General features: G+C 60.1%; 21 protein-coding genes. 19 read left to right on the top strand and 2 right to left on the bottom strand.

The window, feature by feature from the left end; genetic code table 11:
* Position 1 precedes the first annotated feature (1 nt).
* The 15 genes from TG4357_RS16455 to TG4357_RS16390 all read left to right on the top strand — a co-directional run bounded on the left by TG4357_RS16455 (position 2) and on the right by TG4357_RS16390 (position 14682).
* Positions 2 to 406: a DUF6950 family protein gene (locus tag TG4357_RS16455; RefSeq protein ID WP_058264004.1), complete on the top strand. Its 405-nt coding sequence runs from the start codon at positions 2 to 4 to the stop codon at positions 404 to 406.
* Positions 406 to 4866 carry a hypothetical protein gene (locus TG4357_RS16450; RefSeq protein ID WP_058264003.1) on the top strand — a complete coding sequence of 1487 codons (4461 nt, stop codon included), beginning with the start codon at positions 406 to 408 and terminating at the stop codon, positions 4864 to 4866. The genes TG4357_RS16455 and TG4357_RS16450 overlap by 1 nt, the downstream gene beginning before the upstream one ends.
* Complete coding sequence (locus tag TG4357_RS16445) at positions 4866 to 5258, top strand: tail fiber assembly protein (RefSeq protein ID WP_058264002.1); 393 nt, start codon at positions 4866 to 4868, stop codon at positions 5256 to 5258. Before TG4357_RS16450 ends, TG4357_RS16445 begins: the two co-directional genes overlap by 1 nt.
* Positions 5255 to 6469, top strand: coding sequence for a pyocin knob domain-containing protein (locus tag TG4357_RS16440; RefSeq protein ID WP_058264001.1), 1215 nt, complete (start codon positions 5255 to 5257; stop codon positions 6467 to 6469). Before TG4357_RS16445 ends, TG4357_RS16440 begins: the two co-directional genes overlap by 4 nt.
* Before the next feature lie 10 nt (positions 6470 to 6479).
* Positions 6480 to 6797 carry a hypothetical protein gene (locus TG4357_RS16435; protein ID WP_058264000.1) on the top strand — a complete coding sequence of 106 codons (318 nt, stop codon included), beginning with the start codon at positions 6480 to 6482 and terminating at the stop codon, positions 6795 to 6797.
* Positions 6798 to 6887: 90 nt separating this feature from the next.
* Positions 6888 to 7145 (top strand): Com family DNA-binding transcriptional regulator, encoded by a 258-nt coding sequence (locus TG4357_RS20090; RefSeq protein ID WP_074646830.1) that lies wholly within the window; start codon positions 6888 to 6890, stop codon positions 7143 to 7145.
* On the top strand, positions 7117 to 8016 hold the full coding sequence (locus tag TG4357_RS16430; protein ID WP_233487540.1) for a DNA cytosine methyltransferase: 900 nt from the start codon (positions 7117 to 7119) through the stop codon (positions 8014 to 8016). Before TG4357_RS20090 ends, TG4357_RS16430 begins: the two co-directional genes overlap by 29 nt.
* Positions 8013 to 8816: a DNA adenine methylase gene (locus TG4357_RS16425; protein WP_058263998.1), complete on the top strand. Its 804-nt coding sequence runs from the start codon at positions 8013 to 8015 to the stop codon at positions 8814 to 8816. Before TG4357_RS16430 ends, TG4357_RS16425 begins: the two co-directional genes overlap by 4 nt.
* A 120-nt stretch (positions 8817 to 8936) precedes the next feature.
* Positions 8937 to 9875, top strand: a complete 939-nt coding sequence (locus TG4357_RS16420) for a hypothetical protein (RefSeq protein WP_058263997.1) — start codon at positions 8937 to 8939, stop codon at positions 9873 to 9875.
* An 11-nt stretch (positions 9876 to 9886) separates the two neighbouring features.
* Positions 9887 to 10381 carry a hypothetical protein gene (locus TG4357_RS16415; protein WP_233487539.1) on the top strand — a complete coding sequence of 165 codons (495 nt, stop codon included), beginning with the start codon at positions 9887 to 9889 and terminating at the stop codon, positions 10379 to 10381.
* A 450-nt stretch (positions 10382 to 10831) separates the two neighbouring features.
* A complete protein-coding gene (locus TG4357_RS16410; protein ID WP_058263996.1) occupies positions 10832 to 11332 on the top strand; it encodes a type III secretion system chaperone family protein in 501 nt (166 codons plus the stop codon).
* A 40-nt stretch (positions 11333 to 11372) separates the two neighbouring features.
* A complete protein-coding gene (gene proC / locus TG4357_RS16405) occupies positions 11373 to 12188 on the top strand; it encodes a pyrroline-5-carboxylate reductase (RefSeq protein ID WP_058263995.1) in 816 nt (271 codons plus the stop codon).
* Positions 12181 to 12519: a tRNA-binding protein gene (locus TG4357_RS16400; protein WP_058263994.1), complete on the top strand. Its 339-nt coding sequence runs from the start codon at positions 12181 to 12183 to the stop codon at positions 12517 to 12519. Before proC ends, TG4357_RS16400 begins: the two co-directional genes overlap by 8 nt.
* Complete coding sequence (locus TG4357_RS16395) at positions 12516 to 13478, top strand: 2-hydroxyacid dehydrogenase (protein WP_267886202.1); 963 nt, start codon at positions 12516 to 12518, stop codon at positions 13476 to 13478. The genes TG4357_RS16400 and TG4357_RS16395 overlap by 4 nt, the downstream gene beginning before the upstream one ends.
* Positions 13479 to 13560: 82 nt before the next feature.
* Positions 13561 to 14682 carry a beta-ketoacyl-ACP synthase III gene (locus tag TG4357_RS16390; protein WP_058264174.1) on the top strand — a complete coding sequence of 374 codons (1122 nt, stop codon included), beginning with the start codon at positions 13561 to 13563 and terminating at the stop codon, positions 14680 to 14682.
* Positions 14683 to 14719: 37 nt separating this feature from the next.
* Here the strand turns inward: TG4357_RS16390 and TG4357_RS16385 are convergent, their stop codons facing one another.
* Entirely contained in the window at positions 14720 to 15301 is a 582-nt protein-coding gene (locus TG4357_RS16385; RefSeq protein WP_058263993.1) for a thymidine kinase, read from the bottom strand.
* Between the two features lie 328 nt (positions 15302 to 15629).
* Between TG4357_RS16385 and TG4357_RS16380 the strand changes: the two genes are divergently transcribed.
* Together TG4357_RS16380 and TG4357_RS16375 are read left to right on the top strand one after the other, a co-directional pair.
* Positions 15630 to 16085, top strand: a complete 456-nt coding sequence (locus TG4357_RS16380) for a hypothetical protein (protein ID WP_058264173.1) — start codon at positions 15630 to 15632, stop codon at positions 16083 to 16085.
* A 3-nt stretch (positions 16086 to 16088) separates the two neighbouring features.
* Entirely contained in the window at positions 16089 to 17006 is a 918-nt protein-coding gene (locus TG4357_RS16375; protein ID WP_058263992.1) for a helix-turn-helix transcriptional regulator, read from the top strand.
* A 372-nt stretch (positions 17007 to 17378) separates the two neighbouring features.
* Here TG4357_RS16375 and carB read toward each other — a convergent pair whose 3' ends face one another.
* On the bottom strand, positions 17379 to 20708 hold the full coding sequence (gene carB / locus TG4357_RS16370) for a carbamoyl-phosphate synthase large subunit (RefSeq protein WP_058264172.1): 3330 nt from the start codon (positions 20706 to 20708) through the stop codon (positions 17379 to 17381).
* A 350-nt stretch (positions 20709 to 21058) separates the two neighbouring features.
* Between carB and aspS the strand changes: the two genes are divergently transcribed.
* Together aspS and TG4357_RS16360 are read left to right on the top strand one after the other, a co-directional pair.
* Positions 21059 to 22909, top strand: a complete 1851-nt coding sequence (aspS, locus tag TG4357_RS16365; protein ID WP_058263991.1) for an aspartate--tRNA ligase — start codon at positions 21059 to 21061, stop codon at positions 22907 to 22909.
* 166 nt (positions 22910 to 23075) lie between these two features.
* Positions 23076 to 24476 (top strand): DUF1800 domain-containing protein, encoded by a 1401-nt coding sequence (locus TG4357_RS16360; RefSeq protein WP_058263990.1) that lies wholly within the window; start codon positions 23076 to 23078, stop codon positions 24474 to 24476.
* Position 24477 lies beyond the last annotated feature (1 nt).

Here is a 24477-nt window from a genome sequence, read left to right as displayed (position 1 = left end):
AATGCGATATCCCGACTGGAACAGCCGCCTGATCAAATACCTTTCAACCGCCGTTGAAACCCCCTTTCAACCGGGCATTCACGATTGCGCTTTGTTCTTTGCCGGCGCGGTCGAGGCCCAGACCGGAAAGGACCATGCCGCGCCCTATCGCGGCCGCTACACCACGCTGCGCGGCGGTCTGCGGGTGCTGCGAAAAGATGGCTTTGGCGACCATATCGCGCTGGCCGCTCATCACCTGCCAGAGATCCCGCCGTCTTTCGCCCAACCCGGCGACGGCGCTGTAATCGACACGCCCGATGGGCCTGCGCTGGGGGTTGTTCAGGGTGAACGCATCTATGTGCTGGGCATCGACAGGCTGCATCTGATGCCACGGCTGAACGCCACCCGCGCCTTTGGGGTCCGCTGATGCCACAGGCTGCACCCTTCATCGCTGGAATGGTCGGGGCCTCGGCCCCCGCGCTTGGGACCGCTGCGTTCGGGGCCTGGGCCGCCGGGGCGGGGTTTTCCAGCTGGCTGACGACGAGCACGGTCGGCCGCCTGTTGGCCGGCGTGGCCATTTCGGCACTGCAGACGGCGCTGACGCCCAAGCCGCGCGCGCCGGGGATCAAATCCTCCACCACTGCCGGCGGCGGGACCAACCCGCTAAGCTTCATCCTTGGTAAATATGCGACCGGCGGCACGATGGTGTGCCCCGCGATGAGCCATTCGCGGCCGGGCAAGAACCGGAATTACTACCTGACCTATGTCATCGAGCTTGGCGATATCCCGGGCCATACGCTGGAAGGGCTGATCCTTGATGGCAACGAGGTCGAAATCGGCACCCCCGCCGAAGCGCATTCCGATTACGGATTGCCGGTCAAAGGCGATTACGATGGCTATGCCTGGATCAAATATTACGACGGCAGCCAGACCACCGCCGATCCGATGCTGCTGGACAAATACAGCGATTATCCAGACCGGCCTTGGTCGGCTGATATGGTCGGCACCGATATTTGCTATGCGATCCTGACCTTCCGCTACAATCGCGAACTTTTTAATAACCTGCCGCAGGTCCGTTTTGTCATTGGCGGCATCCCGCTTTACGACCCTCGCAAAGACAGCACGGTCGGCGGGACCGGATCGCATCGCTGGGCCGACCGATCGACGTGGGAACCGTCCGAAAACCTCGCCGTGCAGATCTACAACATCAAGCGCGGGATCGAATTGCCGGGTCTGGGCACTTGGGGTGGCGAAGCGTCGGCCGATGATCTGCCGCTCGATAATTGGTTCGCCGGCATGAATGCCTGCGGCGTCGATATCGCCCTGTCCGGCGGCGGGACCGAACCGCAATTCCGCGCCAGTTTCGAAGTTGCCGTTGACGAAGAACCTGCCGACGTGATCGAAGAACTGCTCAAGGGGGCCGGGGGCAAAATCGCCGAAGTAGGCGGTGTTTGGAAAATCCGGATCGGTGGGCCCGGCCTGCCGGTGTTCTTTTTCACCGACGACAATATCGTGATCACCAAATCACAGGACCTTGATCCCTTTCCCGGCCTCAATCAGACCTATAACGCGGTGCTGGCCTCGCACCCGGATCCGGACAGCAACTGGGAAGCCCATGACGCGCCCGGCCGTTTCTGCGACGAATACGAAGCTCAGGATCAGGGCAAGCGCCTGCCCGCCACCCTGTCGCTTCCAGCGGTTCCCTATGCCAATCAGGTCCAGCGTATCATGCGCGCCTATCTGGAAGATCAACGCAGGTTCCGCCGCCATGTGCTGACCCTGACAATGGCTGCAGCAGTGCTGGAACCCTTGGATGTGGTGGCCTGGACATCCGCCGCGAATGGCTATGGCGCGAAGTCCTTCGAAATCGGGCGCAACGAGGATCATCTGCGCAGCGGCATGCAGCGGTTGGCCTTGCGTGAGGTCGATCCCAGCGATTACGACTGGTCGTCCAGCTATGAACTTCCCACGACCCCGACTGCGGTGGGTTGGTCACTGCCCGCCGCGCAACCGGTCGAAGGGTTTGGCGTCACCGCGACATCGATCGACGATGCCACCAGCACCGCGCGGCGTCCGGCGCTGTCGCTGGTTTGGGACCCCGATCTGGGCGACACCGCGCGCGGCATCGCGTGGGAAATCCGCCTGACCGCCACTGCCGAAGTGGTGCTGCGCGGATCGACGCAGGACGTGGCAGCCGGCGGGACCGTGGTGGCGGACGGTGTGCTGCCCGCGACCGGATATGAGGTCCGTGCAGAGCTGGTACAGGACAGCCCGACGGCCTGGACGACTTGGGTGCCGGTGATCACGCCGGATGTGCGTTTGGGCGCGGCAGATATCGCCACGGCGATCACCGGCGCGATCGACGCGGCCCAGGCCGATGCCGACGCGGCCGCCGCCCGTGCCGAAGAAGTGCTGGTCGATGCCAGCGGTCAGGTCGATGTGCTGCGCGGGGAGACCACCGATGCGCTCAATGAACTGATCACCGACATCACCACTGCCGAAGGACGGCTGGACGGTCTCGATGCCGGTATGGCGTCGCGGATCGACGACATCGCCCGGATCGATCGCGATCTGGAATTGCGGCTGCCGCGCGAGGTGCAGACAGCGGCAGCGGTCGAGCAGATCAATGAAATGATGCTATCGGCGCAGCTGGATATGGCCGGGTTGTCGTCGCGCATGGCCGATGCCGGCATCGTGGTCGATCCAGATACCGGCCGGGTCAGCATCGAAGCGGTGGCGCGGATCGATGACGAAATGGGTCTGGTACGCGCAGATTTCGACGCGGCCCTGGCCTCGATCGAATTGCGCGCGACTTATACCGATATGGCGCTGGCCATTGCCCAGGCGCAGCTCGATCCGGCGGATATGCCGATCCTGATCGACTTCAACGGACGGCTCAGCGTTGCCGAGGCCAATATCGACGCGCTGAATGGCGCGATCACGCTCAAGGCCGATACATTGGTGGTCGACGGGTTGTCGGCCACCCTGACGCAGGCGGTTGCGGATATCGACAGCCTGGAGGCAGAGATCGCGCTGCGGGTTACCCAGACCGATTTCAACGAACTGGCGACGGACGTCTCGAATGTGGAGCTGTCGTTGTCGGCCTTCGACGGTGCCCGGTTCGGCGTGGCGCTGTCCGATATTCACCAGGCGCGGCAAGACCTGGAAGACCAGGCGATCGCCAGCTTGCGCCAGCTTCTGGACATGCACGGCGCCGCTGAGACGCAGCGCGCCGATCTGGCCTATCTGCGTCAGGACATGGTTGCGCTGGTCGATGAGGACCGCGAAAGCCTTGCGCAGGTCAGCACCGCACTTGGCGTGGCCTATGACGATGCTGTTGCGCTGATCGAGGCGGAAACAACCGCCCGGGCCACCGAGACAACGGCGCTGGCCGAGGACATAACGGCGATGGAGGCCAGTGTCGGCGATGTCGAGGCTGGTCTGACCGAGGTCAACCGGATCGAAGCCGACAGCGCCAGCGCCGCCGCCCGGGCGCTGCACCAGGTGCAGATCGATCTGGGCGTGGTCAGCGGTGACCTGGCGGGCCAGGTAGAGGCGATCGACACGCTGGACGGCCGCGTCGAAGATACCGAGGGCGGGCTGGTCGCCGCCGCCAATTCCCGCCGCCAACTGACCGCAGGTATCAGCCAGGCTGGCGAGGACGCCGCGCTGGCTGCCCTGCGGGCGCTGCTGTTCGATCACGGCGGGCGCGAAGCGCTGCAGGCCGCACTTGCGGTCGCGCGTTCTGATTTCTACGCCCGCGTCACTGATGGGGAAGAGGCGACGGCAGGATCGATCGAGGAACTGACTGTCGGTCTGGGAGATGCGGTATCGCAGATCGTGACCGAGCGGATCGCCCGTGTCACGGCGTTGCAGGCAGAAGCGCTGGCGCGCGAAGCGCTTGCCGTCTCATTGGGCGATGCTGAGGCCGCGATCACGTCCGAGCAGGTCGCGCGCGCCGATGCCGACAGCGCTTTGAGCGGGCGGGTCGATACGGTAGAGGCGAGTGCCGGAGCGAATGCCGCCGCGATCACCTCCGAACAGGTTGCCCGCGCCAGTGCCGACAGCGCTTTGAGCGGGCGGGTCGATACGGTAGAGGCGACCGCCGGGGCGAATGCCGCCGCGATCACTTCCGAACAGACGGCCCGCGCCAATGCCGACAGCGCTCTGAGCGGTCGGGTCGATACGGTAGAGGCGACTGTCGGGTCGATATCTGCCACGGTGACACAGCAGGCGACGGCGATCACGACGCTTGAAGGGTATGCCGCCGCAACTCTGACGTGGCGCGTTGGTGCCGGTGGAGCCTCGGCCGGGATCGAACTGGTCGCGGCGGATGATCCGGTCGACGGGCCGACCGAACTGATCAGGTTGAATTCTCAGCACATCAAGCTCGACGGCGATGTCGAAGTGACGGGCAGCTTCCTTTCCGACACATTGCTGGCGACGACCGCTTGGATCACCAACGCGAATATTACCCATGCGGCGGTCGGAACGCTGCAGGTGGCAGGTCAGTCCATCACGCTTGATTTTGATGCTGAAATGACCGTCACCACCAGCGACACCGGCTATACTGGCCCCGCCGATCCATGGACCGATTACATGCAGATTACGGTCGATCTGACCGAGGATGCGCAATCGGTCATCGTCAGCGGGGATGTGGTGATCACCACGACCACGGACGCGCCCTGGTCGCTGCGCATCATCCGGTCCGACACCCTTGGCGTCCTGCATTCGGTCGGGTCTGAAGTCGCCCAGCCCGTCGTGCATCTCTCGGGCAAGGACGCACCTGTCGGCAAGGGCCTGAAGACATTCATCCTGCAATACCGGCTGGGATCCGGGCTGGGGCTTGAGAACGCAAAGATGACAGCGGAGGTGAAATATCGCTGATGCATAAGTTCGTGATTTTCGACACCAAAACCGGCCAGATTACCGGGCGGGCGACAGGCACAGTGCGCAGCGTTGCCTGTGATCTTAAGCCCGGTCAGGACGTATTGCGCGGTGTTGCTGACCCTATGCTTGACCGGGTCGAACATGGCCGGATCGTGCCGCGTGGCAAAGCAGAACAGCGCGGTGTGGAGCGCACGGCGATGGCCCGCAATGCCCGCGCCGGCCGGGATCGGCTGCTGGCCGCCTGTGACTGGACCCAATTGCCAGATGCGCAATGCGACAGCAGCGCCTGGGCTGCCTATCGCCAGGCCCTGCGCGACCTGACCGACCAAGCCGGGTTTCCCCATCAAATCAACTGGCCCGCGAAGCCGGGCCGAAAGGAGAGCAAATGAGCTGGATCAAGACAGGCACGATCAGTGTCACCAATGGCAGCGCCACGGTCACAGGTATCGGCACGAGCTGGGTCGGCACCGCGCAGGCGGGATATGGTATCCTCATGCCGAACGGTCTGCTTTACGAAATCGAGGGAGTGGTGAGCGACACGTCGATCACGCTGGCAAAAACATACGAAGGCACCACGCAGACCGGCCAAGCCTACGCCATTGTCCCGACCCAGGGTCTGACAGCTGTCCTGGTCGATGCGGTCAACGCTCTTATGACGAACTATCAGGGCGTCTATGACACCATTGGTCAGGGCAAGTTCCCGGATGGGTCGCTGAGTGCGGGGGGTATGCGCTTCAATGCTGATGAAGATACCGGTATCCGCCGCACAGCCGCAAACGCTGCTTCTTTGGTGGCCGGTGGGGCTGATATCATCGAGTGGCTGTCTGGTGGCATCAAGCTGAACAAGCCTGTCACCGGGACGGCGGTGCAGTCCAGCGCATCAGATGCCACATCTGGGCGAATTCTCACAAACGGTGCTCATGGCCTCGGCGGGTCAGCCATCAACCTGACCGCAAGTGATGATCTGGACGATATCACGGCAAGCGGTTTTTACTACAACACGACCGGCGGCAACACGACTGGCAATCATTACCCGGTTGCATCCGCCGGATCGTTGTTGGTGATCTATGACGATTCTGGTCGCGCCACGCAATATTTCACCGAATATGGCAGCGCGGACCCAAGCACTTATGTCCGCGCTCTCGGCGGCACGGCGACGTGGAGTGCATGGCGCGAAATCTACACCGCCGGGACGATCGTTGGGACAGTTGCTCAGTCTAGCGGCGCCCCTACGGGGGCGGTGATCGAGAAGGGCAGCAACGCCAATGGGGCCTATACCAGATGGGCTGATGGCACTCAGATATGCACACATAAAATTGACTTGGGAAGCATTATTGCTGCTGGGAGCGGCACGCGGTCAGCGCCCTATTTCACATCGACAACGACATGGACCTATCCGGCGGCATTTGCAGCGGCGCCTATTGTGCCTTGTGGTGTGGCACCAGACGGTACTGGGAATGCATATGACCGCGCAGTCGCGCTGGTCGTGCTGTCGCCGGGCACAACAGCGACGGGCAGCATCAACGCATACCGTTTCACGGATAGCTCTGCTGATCTGAACGTGACGGCCCACCTATCCGCCATTGGCCGCTGGTACTAAGGAGAATCTAATGAAAATCACCCTGTTCCCCCAGCGCCGCGATGACAGCCTCAGCCTGTCCAAAACCGGTGACATCCTGACAGTAAACGGCACGGACTTCGATTTCTCTACCCTGACCGAGGGCGAAGTTTTGCCGCGCGAAGACGTGGCATGCGACTGGATCGCCTCCGACGTCACCCGAACGGGTGGTGTTCTGCATCTGGCGCTGATCCTGCCGCATGGGTCCGATGCACCGGTAGAAACAAAGTTTCCCGCCCCGCTCACGATCACGGCGGATGGGCCGATCACCCTGCCGCCGCCCAGCGCGCCGGACGCAGCCGCCACATAACCAGCAGCAGGAGGCCGGACCGCGCATAAACGCGGCCCGACACGGGGCCTAAACTTCTCACAGCAGGACCCCGCCGACCAGACTAAGCTTATGGCCGCTCCTCACCCACCGGTGGGGGGCCCCAAGCTAAAGCGATTCTACCGAATGGAGAAAGAGCAACGTTGCGCCCAATGCGGCCGACTGCTATTCAAGATGATAGGTCTCGTGATCAGCGGATCGATCTCGATCAAATGCCCGCGATGCCGTATTCTTAACACCCTGAGGCCCCTAGAGAGCCCTTCACCCAAGCGACCAGATCGCGACGGAAAAGAGGTCTCATGTGGCTGTTTGTCCCACCTCAAGACATGAAGAAATTTTCGGCGTCAGCCTTTGTGCCGGCGTCGGAGGACTGGATCTCGGGCTGCACCTGGCAGAACCCGGATATCGAACCGTGTGCTATGTCGAGCGAAACAGTTTCGCCGCGGCCACTCTCGTGGCGCGGATGGCGGACGCGTCCCTGGCTGCGGCTCCTGTCTGGGACGATCTGCGATCCTTCGACGGCCGAGCGTGGCGCGGAAAGGTTCATCTCCTCTCTGCCGGATATCCCTGCCAGCCCTTCACGCTCTCCGGGTTGCGCCGGGGCGAGGACGACCCCCGCCACCTATGGCCGCAGGTCGCGCGCATCGTCGCTGAGATCGCCCCGGAATGGTGCTTCTTCGAAAACGTCCCCGGCCATCTTACCCTTGGCCTCCAGGACGTCGCCCGAGACCTTCAGGCAATGGGCTACCGGGTTGCAGCGCGCATCCAACCGGCGGCTGAAGTCGGCGCAAGCCACCGGCGCGATCGTCTCTTCATTCTGGCCCACGCCGACCTACAAAGGGTCGGGCAACCGGGCCTGCGTGATGGTGGGGCCGGACGGTCTGAAGTTTCAGCACGACCTCAATCAGACAGGGTCGCAAGTGGGGATCAAGAACGCGACCAGCGCATGGACGCTTCTGTGGGATCTGTTGAAGGCCAGCGGCTGGACACCGGCCCGGTTCCCTTCTTCGCACCGGGTCCGGGTGAGTTTGACCTGTGGGGCGAAACACTCGACCGATGGCCTGGCCTTAAACCCGGACTTTACCGACCTGATGATGGGCTGGCCTCCGGGCTGGACCGAACCGCTGCGGCCGGTAACGGGGTGGTCCCGTTGGCTGCAGCAAGGGCGTTCACTCTGCTCAGAAGGGAGCTTCAACAATGACTTTAACCCCCGTTCAACCGGTCAAACCGGTCGCCCCTTGGCTCGGCGGCAAGCGCAACCTCGCCAAGCGGATCACGGCGATACTCGACGCGACACCGCATAGCTCCTATGCCGAACCATTCGTCGGTATGGGTGGCATCTTCCTGCGCCGTTCCCGGCAACCCCGGGCCGAGGTGATCAACGACCTCGGCCGGGACGTGGCGAACCTGTTCCGCATCCTGCAGCGCCACTATCCGCAATTTCTCGACACGTTGCGTTTCCAGCTGACCACGCGGGTCGAATTCGAACGGCTGGTCGCCACCCGCCCCGAAACCCTGACCGATCTCGAACGCGCAGCGCGCTTCCTCTACCTGCAGCGCACCGCGTTCGGCGGCAAGGTGTCGGGGCGCAATTTCGGGGTGTCGATTGACCGCTCGGCTCGGTTCAACCTGACCACGCTGGAACCGATGCTCGAGGACTTGCATTCGCGTCTTTCCGGCGTGGTGATCGAATGCCTGGACTATGCCGAATTCATCCGGCGCTACGACAGCCCGGGGACGCTGTTCTATCTCGACCCGCCCTACTGGGGCAGCGAGGACGATTACGGCAAGGCGATGTTCGCCCCAGAGGATTTCGACCGGCTGGCTGGGCAACTGGCTGGGATAAAGGGGAGGTTCCTGATGTCGATCAACGATGTGGAGCCGATCCGCGAGCGGTTCGCGGGTTTCCATATCGAGGAAGTCAGCACGAGCTATACGATCGGAAAGCAGGCCAAGAGCCGAGGGGAGCGACGGGAGTTGCTTATATCCAGCCCTAATTGAGACCTAGAAAGTCTGGTTGAACGCACCAATATCAGGGGTAGTTTGCGAAATATTCGAAAAACCTTGTGGCGAATCATTCACATTTCCTTAGCATCCCTCACCGATCTAAGAGGATGTACTATGGAAAAAGTCTATCGTTTCGCTGAGTACCGGCGGGCAGCTTGGTTTTCAGTCGAAGGCAACGTCGAAAAGTACCTACGAGATGCTTGGAAGATAGGGCCCAACTCCGGTGATCGCATCGTTTATCGACCGGATGGTTCGTCTATTATGGCCAATGAGATTTTTGACTATGGAGAACACGGGGTTGGTCTTCAATGCGTGCGCTACGTTGATGGTCAACCTGTTGGAGTGGTTCCCATGACGGGTAATTCTGCCGCCAGTCTCGCGGAGAAACAGCCTGGAAACTCCGAAAACTATTTAGAGACCGCCATTTTTGCACTGATTTCTGACAACAACATTGCGTCGGTAAATGCAGGGAGAGGCGGCGCCACGCTTCGCGAGTTTCTTCGGGGATACTTCCAAAATATGGGGTTGGAAGAAGATGCGGCCAAATTCGACCTGACTAGGATCGCTGCCGTGGACAAGATCCAAAAAATTCAAAATTCCGGTGGTGTCGAGAAAGTCCAGTTGGACCTAGCTTTGAAAGAGGCCACAATGATGCACATCGAGGAAACCATTGATGGGAAATTGAGAGCTGACGGTCTACGATCTCAACTCGCGGCAGTTGCTCAAAAAATCTTCGCATCGCAAGGTCATCCAGCCAAGCTAGCAAACAGCAACAACGGCAAGATGCGCCTAACTATCTCGGTCCCCTCTCGTGACCCTCAACCTGCAAAAGAGGGGCTGGATGCTGTAGCAGGCGTTCTCACCGAAGACGAATTTTCTGATGATTACGTGCTAATGTTGAGGAACGGTGATACGATTACGCCAAGTGAGATTTCCGCGAAGTGCCGGATCAGGGTATCGCGCTATGCCAATACATTAGACTTAAATGAGGTCATGACAGCATTGCGTGGATACATGGCTGAGCTATATCTCAACGGTCAAACTGACGTTTAGGTGCAAAGATAATGCCCGTTTCAAGCTTTATTCCGCGCGCAATCGGGCTGGTCGTGACGATAGGCTTTTCCGTCGCGGCTGGGTATTGGGGGCAGCCGCTCGTTTCAAACAACACCGATGCCATCAATACGATTGTGACAGTGTTTTCAATATTGGCGGGTTTTCTGATCGCTGTGATCACCTTTCTAGGAGACCCGGGCGCGCGTGGATGGGATCAGCTCCAACTAGATAAGAAAAGTATGGAGGCGAAACTCTGGCGCCATGAAGTCCTTTTTTATCTCTATCTGGTTACGCTTGGTCTCGCCCTCTTTATGTTCGTTCTTCCAGAGGAGTATGAAAAAACCACATTGTGGCTTGAGCGGTTGTTTGTTGGATCTGCAGTTTTTGTCTTCCTTGCATCGTTCGCTCTTCCACAATCTCTTTCGGCTCTTCAGATGGAACGCTATCAGTCCAAGTTGGACGACGATCTACCGCAAGTCCTGAAGGATTTGCATAAGGAAGAATAGCCAACAGAGTTTTACGTCGCAGTTTGAATAGGCCAGTTCGCAGACCCCAGCATTTGATGCCGAACTTCAAGTAGGGCTTGAAGACGCGTTAAACACCGCTTCAAAGCGCTCCGAAACGGTCAGATTGCGGGAACCGTTATGCTGCAAACATAAGTGACAATCACTGCAAATTTCGCTGACCGGCTACACACAAGCAGCCGGTGCGATCCGTTCAAGCCACACCCGAAATCAACGGCGCGGTCGCCCCCCGTCCCCTGCCTCAATATTCAGCGTGAATATGCCATTCATCCACAACTTATTGCGGTTATCCCCAAAATTTAGCTTTACAGGTGAATCTTTGAAGCCCACCATATCTTGTAGGACGGGGGGACACGTCCCCGACCTTTAGAGCAGGCAACAAGCGCTTGGGGCGCATATCTACCCCAGTGCAAGCAAAAATGAGGTGGCGTCATGGCATTATCCGAGCAGTTTATGCACGAAGATTTGCACCCCATCGATATCGTCGAATATATCGCCGAACATCACCAATGGGATTTCGACCGGATCGGCGAAGATCAGATCGCCATGGTGGTCGAAGGCCAGTGGCGCAACTATACCCTGACTTTGGCATGGTCGGCGCATGATGAAACACTGCGGTTGATCTGTACCTTTGAAATGGAACCACCCAGGGACCGGATACCGGCGCTGTATGAAACGCTGAACGCGGTCAACGATCAGTGTTGGGCGGGATCGTTCACCTTCTGGGCGGAACAGAACCTGATGGTGTACCGCTACGGTCTGGTGCTGGCGGGCGGACAAGAAGCCTGCGCCGAACAGATCGACACCATGATCAATGCCGCCGTGCTGAGTTCGGAACGCTATTATCCGGCGCTGCAACTGGTGGTGTGGGGAAACCGCTCAACCGAAAACGCAATGCAGGTCGCCATTGCAGAGGCTTACGGCCGCGCGTAACACTGCCCCCCGAACCGGAAAGTAAGGCAAGGGGGATTGCATGGATATGGATCATGTCGCCAGCAACGGGCTGGTATTGCTGGGCTGTGGCAAGATGGGATCGGCCATGCTGGCAGGCTGGCTGAAGCAAGGATTGCCCAGCGGGTCAGTTTGGGTCATCGATCCGAACCCGTCGGACTGGCTGCAATCGACCGGCGTGCATATCAATGCGGATTTGCCGAACACCCCCGCCGTGGTCCTGATCGCGGTCAAACCACAGATGATGGGTGCCGCATTGCCGACGCTGGCCGCAATGGGCAATGGCGAAACGGTTTTTGTTTCGGTCGCCGCAGGCACCCCGATTGCACAGTTTGAAAAGGTTTTGGGGGCGCAAACGCCGATCGTGCGGGCGATGCCCAACACGCCTGCTGCCATTGGCCGGGGCATTACCGCGATCATCGGCAATACCCATGTCAGCGATGCCGCGCTGGATCTGGCCGAAGCGCTGCTTGCCGCAGTGGGTCAGGTCGTGCGGCTGGAAAGCGAAACTCAGATGGATGCCGTCACCGGCCTGTCCGGGTCCGGCCCGGCCTATGTGTTCCACCTGATCGAAACGCTGGCCGCCGCCGGGCAGGCACAAGGGCTGTCTGCCGATCTGGCAATGCAATTGGCCAAGGCAACGGTGGCCGGGGCCGGGGCGCTGGCCGAAGCTGCCACAGAAGACCCGGCGCAATTGCGGGTCAACGTGACCAGCCCCAACGGCACCACGCAAGCGGCGCTTGAAGTGCTGATGGATGAAACCAACGGCTTCCCGGCGTTGCTGAAACGGGCGGTAAAGGCGGCCACTGACCGCTCGAAGGAGCTGGCCAATGGCTGAGATCAGTTTTGACGATTTCCTGAACGTGGATATCCGCGCCGGTCGCGTGACCCGCGCCGAACCCTATCCCGAAGCGCGCACGCCCGCGATCAAGATGTGGATCGATTTCGGCCCTGAGATTGGCGAAAAAAAGACCTCGGCTCAAGTAACGGCGCATTACACGCCCGAAAGCCTGACCGGCAAAATGGTGATGGCAGTGGTGAATTTCCCACCGCGCCAGATCGGCAAATTCATGTCCGAAGTTCTGGTGCTGGGCGTATCGGACCCCGAGGGCGGTATCGTTCTGGTCGCCCCGGACCAAGACGTCCCGCCGGGCGGGAGGCTGCATTGACCCGTAAAACGCCCCGGGTGCTGATCGCCCGCCCGATGCCGCCCGCCGTGATGGCGCGGGCTGAAACCCTATTCGATGTTGAAAACCGCGACAACAACGCCCCGATGAGCGGGTCGGAAATGCGTTCCGCGCTGGCGCTTTATGACGGCATCATGCCGACCCTGGGGGATCGGTTTACCGCCGATATCTTTGCCGAATTCGGTCGCCCGCGCTGCAAGATGCTGGCGAATTTCGGGGTTGGCTACAATCATATCGATGTCGCGGCAGCACGCGATCACGGCGTCACGGTCAGCAACACGCCCGGCGCGGTGACCGATGCCACCGCCGATATCGCGATGACCTTGCTGTTGATGAGCGCCCGGCGCACCGCCGAAGGTGAAAGGCTGGTGCGATCAGGCAACTGGGCCGGCTGGCACCCGACCCAGATGCTTGGGCTGCATGTCAGCGGTAAAACGGTGGGCATCATCGGCATGGGTCGGATCGGTCAGGCAATCGCGCAGCGCTGCCATTTCGGTTTCGGAATGCAGGTTCTCTATGCCAACAGGTCGCATAAAGAGGTCGATTTCCCCGCCCGTCAGGTCAGTCTGACCGATCTGGCCGAACACTCCGATATCGTCGTCGTCGCGGTGCCCGGCGGGGCCGAAACCCGTCATATGATCGGGTCTACCTTTTTCAACACAATGCAGGATCACGCCCATTTCATCAATATCGCCCGTGGCGATGTGGTTGACGAAGCGGCGCTGATCGACGCCTTGCAGGCCGGTCGCATCGGCGGGGCGGGATTGGATGTCTATGAATTCGAACCCGAGGTGCCGCAGGCGCTGACCCGGCTCGACAACGTGACGCTGCTGCCGCATCTGGGCACCGCAGCATTGGAAGTGCGGACCGCGATGGGGATGCTGGCGCTGGACAACCTGCAAGCGTTTTTTGACGGGGAAACGCCGCCGAATGCGGTTTGAAACCGCAAACTTCCCTAGGGGCAAGGGTTGACCCGGCCCCATGTCTGGGGTGATCTGGGGGACGCTTTTCTTGGGGGATCAGATGTACACGCCAGCGATCACCGGAACCGGGGTGTTCACCCCGCCGGAAACCATTTCCAACGAAGAACTGGTCGAGGCGTTCAACGCCTATGCCGATCTGTACAATGCCGAACATGCCGACGCTATCGCGGCCGGGGAAATCGCCGCGAAGGAACATTCTTCGCCCGAATTCATTTTCAAGGCATCAGGGATCGAACGGCGTCATGTGATGGACAAAGAAGGCATTCTGGACCCGACCCGGATGTACCCCCGGCTGCGCCAGCGCAGCGATGATGAACCCGGCATCATGACCGAAATCGCGCTCAAGGCCTGCAAGACCGCCTTGGAACAGGCGGGCCGCACTGGCGATGAGGTCGATCTGGTGATCTGTGCCGCGTCCAACATGGAACGGGCCTATCCTGCGGTGGCGATCGAGATTCAGAAGGAACTCGGCGCCAAGGGCTTTGGTTTTGACATGAATGTGGCCTGTTCTTCTGCCACGTTCGGGATTCAGGCTGCCGCCGACATGATCAGGTCCGGATCGGTGCGCTGTGCCATCGTGGTGGACCCGGAAATCACCAGCGGCCATCTGGAATGGCGCGACCGCGATTGCCATTTCATTTTCGGCGATGTCGCCACCGCGACAGTTCTGGAACGGGCCGAAGACGCCAAGGGCAACCATTGGATCGTGCATTCGACCCGCTGCGCAACCGAATTTTCCAACAACATTCGCAACAATAACGGCTTCCTGCGCCGCAATCGCCCCGACGGGGTGAAGGATCGCCGCGACATGCAATTCATGCAAAACGGTCGCAAAGTGTTCAAGGAAGTGGTGCCGATGGTGTCGGCGCATATGCTGCAACATCTGGCCGATGCGGGCCACAAACCCGAAGATCTGCGTCGGATGTGGCTGCATCAGGCCAACAAGGCGATGAATGATTTCATTGGCCGCAAAGTGTTGGGCCGCGACCCGGATCGGGACGAGCAGCCGAATATTTTGCAGGAATACGCCAATACATCCTCTGCCGGGTCGATCATCGCCTTTGCGCAGAATTCCGAAGATATGGTCAAAGGGGATCTGGGGATGATCTGTTCCTTTGGTGCCGGGTATTCGGTGGGATCGGTTCTGTTGGAACGGGCCTGATCTCTGACGGTCGTTCCCCGGATGGAACCAAGCGCGGCTACTGGTCGCCGACCGCGTCGCGCCAATGCCGGCGGCAAAGCGAAACATAGGTTTCATTGCCGCCGATCTGAACCTGTGCGCCTTCTTTCAACGCCTGACCGTCGGGGCCCATCCGCACCACCATCGTCGCCTTCTTGCCGCAATGGCAAATGGTGCGCACTTCGCGCATTTCATCGGCCAGAGCCAGCAACGCGGCCGAACCGGGAAACAGTTCACCGCGAAAATCGACGCGCAGGCCATAGCACATGACCGGCACGTCCAGATCGTCCACCACCCGCGCCAATTGCCAGACCTGATCTTTTTCCAGAAACTGGGATTCATCGATGAAAATGCAGGCGACGGACCCGTCGCTCAGCCGAGCCTGCACCTTGGCGAACAAATCATCCCCCGGCGCGAACGTGTCGGCCCGACTGTCGATCCCAATACGCGACGCGACCTTGCCCTGCCCGGCGCGATTGTCGAATTGCGCGGTCAGAACATAGGTGTCCATACCGCGTTCGCGGTAATTGTAGGACGCTTGCAACAACACCGTCGATTTGCCGGCATTCATCGTCGAGTAGTGAAAATAGAGCTTGGCCATGGCCGCATTTATCGTCGGTCGCGCCCCGAAGGCAAGGGGCGCACTGGCAGGTTCAGCACACAAAAAATCGGTGATGAACCTGCCTTCCCGATGCGCATTTGTAGGGGATGACGCGCCGGGCACTCGTTACGTTTGCGGGCAGGTTTTCTTACCCTGAACGGACCGGACCCCTCAATTTGATCCAAAATCCGGGGGAAAGAACCATCTCCCGCAACGTCCCAACCGAGGAGGGACGGATTAATAAATGACAATTTGGGAACAAAACAGTAATGGGAATAAGGGCAAGCAATTCCCCGGCGCTGTGCCGGAAAAAAATGCGGGGTTAACGATGTCGGTCGTCGCGAGTTATTTGAAAAAACATACCGAAGCCTTGGTCAAGGATGTCGGCATTGAAGCCGCCTGCCAACTGACCGGGAAATCCAAGGCGACGCTGGGCCGGTATTATTCCGATCATGCCGATCACGCCGACCGTTTCATGCCCGTCGATGCGGTCGCCGCGCTGGAAGAAGCGGCATCGCACCCACATGTCACCAGCGCCCTGGCGGACCTGCGCGGCATTACCCTATCCTATGACGACACCCGCGAAAATTCCGATAAGGGCGGGGTGAATTCCGACGTTATTGCGTTGAGTCAACGTTTTGCTATGTTGATGGCGGAATATAACCAGTCAATCGAAGACGGTGTGATCAGTGTGAACGAAGCCAAGCGATTGCTGCGTGAAACCTTGGCATTGCAACATGTGCTGATCGACATGAAATTGCATTTGGAAGAAGAAAGCGGGTAATGCATGCCGGCTCCGCACGAGCCAAAGAAGCGCGACTTGTTGGCGGCGGAACAACAAACGCCTCAGCTTCTGCATGATTTTCTGCGCGACATCGAATCTACCCGCCATTCGGTTGAAGTCTGGGATCTGCTGGTAGGGCTGGGCCGACAGCTTGACCTGCCCTTCATCGATTTCATCACCGCCAGCAATTTCTCTGAATTGCAGCGTATCCTGTTTGTACGCTGCTCGTACGATTCCCGGTGGCTGGGGCACGAAAACGAAGATCCCGAAAGCGCGAAATGGTCCTATTTTCGCAGCCATGCGGCGCGGCACCTGACCCCTATTCTGGTCGGACTGGAATTCATCGACGACTATCTGCACCTGCCCGAATGCCGGGTCGAGGTGTTGCGTGAAGCGGCGCGGCGGGGAATGCGGGCGGGGTTTTCGGTGCCGTTGCGGGTGAATGCGCCACCACAGGCCGGGATGATCACGTTTTCGGGCGATCATTCCAAACGGGATATGTTGGCCATCGTCAAGGCGCATGGCTGGGCGTTGAACGTGGCGGCGCTGATTGCGCATCAACGCTATGTGGCCCATTTCGCAACCGAATTTTTCGACCGTAATCAGATCAGCGACAAGCAGCGCGAATTGCTGGAACTGATCGGGCGCGGCTTGCAGGACAAACAGATCGCCGCCGATCTGGGGATTTCGGTTTCCGCGCTACGGCAGCGGATGCACAACCTGATGATCAAAACCAAATGCAGCAATCGGGCCGAAATCGCCGCCCTTGCCATGAGCGCTGGCATGCTTCCCGATCCGCAGCGGTCGAAAGATCCGAAAGCACATTATTTCCTGGTGCAGATGGATGGCGTCGGCGTCGATCAGATCGAGGTGAAATCAGCACAGGCGCAATCGTCCGGGGCCGATACGGGCAATAGCTGACAGAATAAGAGGCCCTCCTTTCGGAAGGCCCCTGACAGTTTCAAATGGCTCATGAAATGGGTATTTACATGTAACAACTGTCGCGCCGGAACCTTCGGGGACGGGCTTGGGGATGACATTGTCCCCGACGCTTTCCTTACCCTAAAGTATAGGGTGACTGAGGGGGGACTGTCTTGGGGAAACCGGCCTGACGGCCCCGCAATGGCCTGCAATTATCTGTAGGTATCTTTGAGTTACCTGTAAGAAATTGTAGTCAGCACGGCTATGCCGCAGGCTGTCACCCACGGGATTGCGACTCGTGTGGGCGGATTCGAATCGAAACCCTGTCGTAAAACGCCGCCCGGCTGACTGTGCGGGCGGCGGTGATCAGGATTAACCTTGCAGGCTCATCACCCCGAAATCGCCTTCGGTGCGGGCCTGAATGGCCTGTGCAGCGGCCTGGGCACCAGCGGCGGTGGTGTAATAGGGGATCTTGTCATACAGCGCGACCGAGCGGATTTCGCGGCTGTCTTCGACCGCCTGCGTGCCTTCGGTGGTGTTCAACACCAGCGCGATCTGGCCGTCTTTCAACAGGTCGACGATATTCGGACGACCCTCATAGACCTTGTTGACGGTTTCGCAACCAATCCCGTTTTCAGCCAGCCAAGCCGCCGTGCCGCGGGTGGCGACGATGGTGAAGCCTTGGTCGGTCAGGGTCTTGGCGGCGTCGACCATCAGCGCGGTCTTGTCATCATCCTTGATCGAGATGAACACACGTCCTTCGGACGGCAGATCGGTACCCGCCCCAAGCTGCGCCTTGAGGAAGGCCAAAGCAAAGGAGGTGTCCCAGCCCATGACTTCACCGGTCGAGCGCATTTCCGGGCCCAGAATGGTATCAACGCCGGGGAAACGGGCAAAGGGCAGCACTGCTTCCTTCACGCTGAACCATGGCATGTTGGGATCGGCCAGCGTCATCGGGTCGGCCATCGGCAGGGTGCCGGGCTTGGCATCTTTGGGATATTCGCCGCGCAGCGGGAAATTTTCCATCGGTTCGCCCGCCATCAGCCGCGCCGCGATCGACGCAATGGCGCTGTCGGTGGCCTTGGCCACAAAAGGCACGGTACGCGATGCACGGGGGTTGACTTCGATCAGGTAAATCTCGCCGTCCTTGACCGCGAATTGCACGTTCATCAACCCAACCACGCCAAGCGACAACGCCAACGCTTCGGTCTGACGTTTGATTTCCACGATGATATCCTGCGGCAACGAATAAGGCGGCAACGAACAGGCGCTGTCGCCCGAATGCACGCCCGCTTCTTCGATATGCTGCATGATGCCGGTCACATGTACGGTCTTGCCATCGGACAACGCGTCCACGTCGCATTCGATGGCACCGGAAAGATAACTGTCCAACAACACCGGGCTGTCGCCCGACACCACCACCGCTTCGGCGATATAACGTTCCAGCTGCGCCATGTCGCGGACGATTTCCATCGCCCGGCCGCCCAACACATAAGACGGGCGGATCACCAGCGGGAAACCGATTTCTTCGGCGATGGCCAGCGCCTGGGCATCGGTCGAAGCAATGCCGTTATGCGGCTGTTTCAGCTCCAGCTTATTCACCAGTTGCTGAAACCGTTCGCGGTCTTCGGCAAGGTCAATCGCGTCGGGCGTGGTGCCGAGGATCGGAATGCCCTCTTCATACAGCGCATTGGCCAGCTTCAGCGGCGTCTGACCGCCGAATTGCACGATCACCCCGTGCAGGGTGCCGTTTTCCTGTTCCACACGCAGGATTTCCATCACATGTTCGAACGTCAGCGGTTCGAAATACAGCCGGTCCGATGTGTCATAGTCGGTCGACACGGTTTCCGGGTTGCAGTTGATCATGATGGTTTCATACCCGACCTCGGTCAGTGCGAAACAGGCATGGCAACAGCAATAGTCGAATTCGATCCCCTGCCCGATCCGGTTCGGACCGCCGCCCAGAATGACCACCTTTTTGCGGTCGCTGGGGCGCGCTTCGCATTCAACATCGCCCATCGCCGGGGCTTCGTAAGTCGAATACATATAAGGCGTCTGCGCTTCGAATTCGGCGGCACAGGTATCGATCCGCTTGAACACTGCGGTGACACCCAGATTTTGCCGGGCGCGGCGGACATTGGCTTCGGTCCGTCCGGTCAGCATGGCCAGCCGGGCATCGGTGAAGCCCATCATTTTCAACCGGCGCAACCCGTCCTCAGTCACCGGCAAGCCGTCCTTTTTGACAACGTCTTCGGTTTCGACGATTTCGCGAATACGGGCCAGGAACCAAGGGTCGAACATGGTGACGACGTGGATTTCATCATCCGTCAGCCCGTGGCGCATCGCCTGTGCAATGGTGCGCATCCGGTCGGGGGTTTGTTTGCTGATCGCCTTGATCACGGCGGCCTTGTCCGGCGCACCGTCGATGTCGACCTCGTCAAAGCCGGTCAGACCCGATTCCATCGACGCCAGCGCCTTTTGCAGCGATTCATGGATGGTGCGGCCGATCGCCATCGCTTCGCCCACCGATTTCATCGCCGTTGTCAGATGCGGTTCGGAACCGGGGAATTTTTCAAAGGCGAATTTCGGGATCTTGGTGACGACATAATCGATGGTCGGCTCGAACGACGCCGGTGTCACCTTGGTGATGTCATTGTCCAGCTCGTCCAGCGTATACCCGATCGCCAGCTTGGCGGCGATTTTCGCGATCGGGAACCCGGTCGCTTTCGACGCCAGCGCCGAAGATCGCGACACCCGCGGGTTCATTTCGATCACCACCATGCGGCCGTCTTCGGGGTTGATCGCCCATTGCACGTTCGACCCGCCGGTTTCGACGCCGATTTCACGCAGCACGGCGATCGAGCCGTTGCGCATGATCTGGTATTCCTTGTCGGTCAGGGTCAGCGCCGGGGCCACGGTGATGCTGTCGCCGGTATGCACGCCCATCGGATCGACGTTTTCAATCGCGCAGACGATGATCGCATTGTCGGCCTTGTCGCGCACGACCTCCATTTCGAATTCTTTCCAGCCCAGCAACGATTCATCGACCAGGATCTGGTTCACCGGCGAAGCATCCATGCCGGTGCGGCAGTAATGAATGTAATCTTCGCGGTTATAGGCTACGCCACCGCCGGTGCCGCCCAAGGTAAAGGCGGGGCGGATGATCGCCGGCAGGCCGATGCCTTCCAGTTCGTCCAGCGCGATTTGCACGCCCGCTTCCAGATCGGCGTTGCCATTGCCCTTGACCGGGGCGGTGACAATGGTGGCCTTGGGATTTTCCAGCCCGATCCGGTCCATCGCTTCGCGGAACAGCTTGCGATCCTCGGCCATTTCAATGGCGTCGCGGTTGGCGCCGATCAATTCAACGCCGAACTTGTCCAGCACGCCCATATCGGCCAGCGCCAGCGAAGTGTTCAGGCCCGTTTGCCCGCCCATCGTGGGCAGCAATGCGTCGGGGCGCTCTTTCTCGATGATCTTGGCGACAACTTCCGGCGTGATCGGTTCGATATATGTGGCGTCGGCCAGCCCCGGATCGGTCATGATCGTCGCCGGGTTCGAATTGACCAGAATGACGCGGTAACCTTCTTCGCGCAGCGCCTTGCAGGCCTGGGCACCGGAATAGTCGAATTCGCAGGCCTGACCGATGACGATGGGCCCCGCCCCGATGATCATGATCGAGGAGATATCGGTTCTTTTGGGCATGGCGGACCTCTTTTTTTCTGCGGGCAGCATCGTGCAGGGGTATGACTCACCCCGCGCAAATTGTTGCGGGTTATAGACATCCCGGACCGCTGCGCAAGAGGCAACGGCAAACATCTGTTGCCTGCACCGGCACCTGCCCGACAAAACCGATGGGTTGGCCGTTCCCGGCACCGTGGTGCACAGCGCACGGGGCAATCGGACGGACTCTTGGCGATCCGGCGAAGCGGAAGGGTCGATTTGACCTGTCTTTTGGGCCTTGCGCTTGACATCCGGGGCACAAAAAGGTGTATCGGCCCGGATGAATTCCGCGCGCGTGGGCGCGCCGACGACGCCTGACGAAAGGTCAAACCATGCACACTTTCCGCAGCCATACCTGCGCCGAACTGAACAAGGCCCATGTGGGTGAAACCGTCCGTCTGTCGGGCTGGGTCCATCGGGTCCGCGATCATGGCGGCGTGTTGTTCATCGACCTGCGCGACCATTACGGCATGACACAGGTAATCGCCGACGGCGACAGCCCGGTTTTTGCCGAACTGGACAAGGTCCGGTCCGAATGGTGTATCCGTATCGACGGCAACGTTCTGGCGCGCGACGAAAGCCTGGTGAATCCGGGACTGCCCACCGGCGAGATCGAAGTCTTCGTGCGCGATCTCGAAATTCTGGGCGCGGCGGATGAATTGCCGCTGATGGTGTTCGGCGATCAGGAATACCCCGAAGAAACCCGCCTGAAATACCGCTTCCTCGACCTGCGCCGCGAAGCGATGCAAACCAACATGAAACTGCGCTCTGACGTGGTGATGTCGATGCGCAAACGGATGTGGGATCAGGGTTTCCGCGAATATCAGACCCCGATCATCACCGCCTCCAGCCCCGAAGGCGCGCGCGACTTCCTGGTGCCGTCGCGTCTGCATCCAGGCAAGTTCTATGCGCTGCCGCAGGCCCCGCAGCAGTTCAAACAGCTGATGATGGTCGCCGGGTTCGACAAGTATTTCCAGATCGCGCCCTGTTTCCGCGACGAAGACCCCCGCGCCGACCGGTCGCCCACCGATTTCTATCAGCTCGACATGGAAATGTCCTTTGTCAGCCAGCAGGATGTGTTCGACACGATCGAACCGGTGCTGCAAGGCGTGTTCGAAGAATTCGGCGGCGGTCGCAAAGTCGATACCGACTGGCCGCAGATTTCCCATGCCGACGCGGCCCTGTGGTACGGCACCGACAAACCCGATCTGCGCAACCCGATCAAGATGCAGATCGTATCCGAGCATTTCGCCGGGTCCGGTTTCGCCATCTTCGCCAGCCTTTTGGAACAGGATGGCACCGAAATCCGCGCCATCCCCGCCCCCACCGGCGGTAGCCGCAAATTCTGTGACCGGATGAACAAATTCGCACAACAAGAAGGTCTGCCCGGCATGGGCTATATCTTCTGGCGGGAAAAGACCGCGGATTCCGTGGCGCAAGAGCTGGGCATTCCGGTGAAAGAAGCGCAAGCCAAGCTGAAATCCGGCGAAGTCGAAGGTGGCATGGAAGCCGCCGGACCGCTGGCGAAAAACATCGGCCCAGAACGCACCGAAGCGATCCGTCAGCAACTGGGCCTTGGCGTCGGTGACGCGGCCTTCTTCCTTGGTGGCAAACCGAAAGCCTTCGAACCGGTCGCGGGCCGTGCCCGCAACGTGATCGGCGAAGACCTGGGCCTGATCGACAAGGACCGTTTCGCCTTTGCTTGGATCGTCGATTTCCCGATTTTCCAGCTCGACGAAGAAAACGGCGGTCTGGATTTCGACCACAACCCGTTCTCGATGCCGCAGGGCGGCTTGGACGCCCTGTTGGGCGATCCGCTGCATGTGAAGGGCTATCAGTACGATCTGGCCTGTAACGGCTACGAATTGGTGTCGGGCGCGATCCGGAACCACAAGCCGGAAATCATGTTCAAGGCGTTCGAACTGGCCGGTTACGGCAAGGACGAAGTGATGAAACGCTTCGGCGGAATGGTCAACGCGTTCAAATACGGCGCCCCGCCGCACGGTGGCTGTGCCGCCGGTGTCGACCGCATCGTGATGCTGCTGGCCGACGAAGCGAATATCCGCGAAGTGGTGATGTTCCCAATGAACCAGCGCGCCGAAGACCTGATGATGAACGCGCCCAGCGATCCGACGTCGGATCAGTTGATGGAACTGGGCCTGCGGGTCATCCCGCAGGACTAAGGTCCGGTCACAGCGAACGATTGGGCCCGATGGCAATACGCCGTCGGGCCTTTTTGCATCTGACCGGCAAAGCGCCGCCGAAAAGGATTAGCCCGACACGGTTTTAAGATGGCATGGCGCGTTTCCTGCACTATCTTCGCAACAGGCGGGTGCCGGAGGCAAATCAGTGACATTCGATCCCATTCTGGCGGAAAAACGGTTTGGCTACGGACTGTCGCCGCGACGGGCGGCACCGGAATCGGTGGCGGATATGCTGACCCGGTTACAAGCGTCGGACGACATCGCCGCGCAATTCCCGGTCGAGCCGTTTTCGATCTTCCTCGGCCGAATGCACGACGCTCAGATGATCCGCAAAGACTTCAAGAAGCTGCGCGGCACCGATGCGGGCAAAGCCCTGCAAAAACAATTGAAGCTGATCAAGAAGGATGCGCGGCAGCAACACCGGCACTGGCTGGTGCAAACGATGCTGCGCCGGGTCTGGACCGGGGACGGCTTCCGCGAAAGACTGTCGGCCTTCTGGGCCGATCATTTCACCGCGCAGGGCAAGGCCGGGCTGCTGAAACGCGGCACCACGCCCTATATCGAAGACGCGATCAGGCCGCACCTGACCGGGCGCTTTGCCGATCTGTTATACGCTGTCACCACCAGCCCGCTGATGGTGCATTATCTCGATCAGGAAAATTCCATGGGCCCCGGCAGCCGCAGGGCGGAAAAGCGTGGAGCAAAGGCGGGGCTGAACGAAAATCTGGCGCGCGAACTGTTGGAATTGCACACGCTGGGGGTTGGTGCGCCGTATGGCCAAGCCGATGTGCGGCAGTTGGCCGAATTGCTGACCGGACTGACCTATTCGGCGCAGGACGGCACCAAGTTCCGCAAGGATTTTGCAGAACCGGGGACCGAAACCGTGTTGGGCAAAACCTATGGCGGCGGACAGCCGGGATTGGGCGATATCCGCGCCGTGCTGGAAGATCTGGCAGCCCATCCCGCCACCGCGCAGCACATCGCGCGCAAATTGGCGGTGCATTTCGTGTCCGACACGCCCGATCCCGATCTGGTGCAGGCGCTGGCACAGCGCTACCGCGATACCGGCGGCGATCTGGCGCAGGTTTACGACGCCTTGCTGACCCACCCCGCCGCTTGGCAACCCGAACCGGGAAATATCAAACTACCGGATGAATTCATCGCCTCCACGATGCGGGCGCTGGCGGTCGATCCGCAGGTCTTCAGCACGGTCGAAACTGGCGACCAGCACGAAAAACTGGTGATCCGGTTGTTCCTGAAACCGTTGCAATTGATGGGGCAGCCATGGCAGGCCCCGCTGGGCCCCGATGGCTGGACCGAAGTGGACACCGCGTGGTTGACCCCGCAGGGATTGACCGCGCGGATCGACTGGGCGATGTCGGTCCCCGCCAAGCTGCGCAACCCGCTGCCTGATCCACGCCACTTTGTCACCGATGCCTTGGGACGCTGGGCCCCAGAACCGGTGCAGTTCGCGGCCAAGGCGGCAGAAAACCGGCGGGTCGGGATCGCGCTGATCCTGGCCTCGCCCGCCTTTCAACGGAAATAGG

The sequence above is a fragment of the Thalassovita gelatinovora genome (assembly GCF_001458355.1).
GTDB lineage: Bacteria > Pseudomonadota > Alphaproteobacteria > Rhodobacterales > Rhodobacteraceae > Thalassobius > Thalassobius gelatinovorus.
The sequence above is the reverse complement of the archived record's forward strand: the minus strand, read 5'-3'. Positions and strand labels throughout refer to the sequence as shown.

Excerpts from the sequence above, each read along its gene's own strand:
- TG4357_RS16440 (WP_058264001.1), top strand. The coding sequence starts at position 5,255 with ATGAGCTGGATCAAGACAGGCACGATCAGTGTCACCAATGGCAGCGCC.
- TG4357_RS16425 (WP_058263998.1), top strand. The coding sequence starts at position 8,013 with ATGACTTTAACCCCCGTTCAACCGGTCAAACCGGTCGCCCCTTGGCTC.
- TG4357_RS16455 (WP_058264004.1), top strand. The coding sequence starts at position 2 with ATGCGATATCCCGACTGGAACAGCCGCCTGATCAAATACCTTTCAACC.
- aspS (WP_058263991.1), top strand. The coding sequence starts at position 21,059 with ATGCACACTTTCCGCAGCCATACCTGCGCCGAACTGAACAAGGCCCAT.
- TG4357_RS16435 (WP_058264000.1), top strand. The coding sequence starts at position 6,480 with ATGAAAATCACCCTGTTCCCCCAGCGCCGCGATGACAGCCTCAGCCTG.
- TG4357_RS16410 (WP_058263996.1), top strand. The coding sequence starts at position 10,832 with ATGGCATTATCCGAGCAGTTTATGCACGAAGATTTGCACCCCATCGAT.
- TG4357_RS16380 (WP_058264173.1), top strand. The coding sequence starts at position 15,630 with ATGTCGGTCGTCGCGAGTTATTTGAAAAAACATACCGAAGCCTTGGTC.
- TG4357_RS16450 (WP_058264003.1), top strand. The coding sequence starts at position 406 with ATGCCACAGGCTGCACCCTTCATCGCTGGAATGGTCGGGGCCTCGGCC.
- proC (WP_058263995.1), top strand. The coding sequence starts at position 11,373 with ATGGATATGGATCATGTCGCCAGCAACGGGCTGGTATTGCTGGGCTGT.
- TG4357_RS16420 (WP_058263997.1), top strand. The coding sequence starts at position 8,937 with ATGGAAAAAGTCTATCGTTTCGCTGAGTACCGGCGGGCAGCTTGGTTT.
- TG4357_RS20090 (WP_074646830.1), top strand. The coding sequence starts at position 6,888 with ATGGCCGCTCCTCACCCACCGGTGGGGGGCCCCAAGCTAAAGCGATTC.
- TG4357_RS16400 (WP_058263994.1), top strand. The coding sequence starts at position 12,181 with ATGGCTGAGATCAGTTTTGACGATTTCCTGAACGTGGATATCCGCGCC.
- carB (WP_058264172.1), bottom strand. The coding sequence starts at position 20,708 with ATGCCCAAAAGAACCGATATCTCCTCGATCATGATCATCGGGGCGGGG.
- TG4357_RS16385 (WP_058263993.1), bottom strand. The coding sequence starts at position 15,301 with ATGGCCAAGCTCTATTTTCACTACTCGACGATGAATGCCGGCAAATCG.
- TG4357_RS16390 (WP_058264174.1), top strand. The coding sequence starts at position 13,561 with ATGTACACGCCAGCGATCACCGGAACCGGGGTGTTCACCCCGCCGGAA.
- TG4357_RS16445 (WP_058264002.1), top strand. The coding sequence starts at position 4,866 with ATGCATAAGTTCGTGATTTTCGACACCAAAACCGGCCAGATTACCGGG.
- TG4357_RS16375 (WP_058263992.1), top strand. The coding sequence starts at position 16,089 with ATGCCGGCTCCGCACGAGCCAAAGAAGCGCGACTTGTTGGCGGCGGAA.
- TG4357_RS16415 (WP_233487539.1), top strand. The coding sequence starts at position 9,887 with ATGCCCGTTTCAAGCTTTATTCCGCGCGCAATCGGGCTGGTCGTGACG.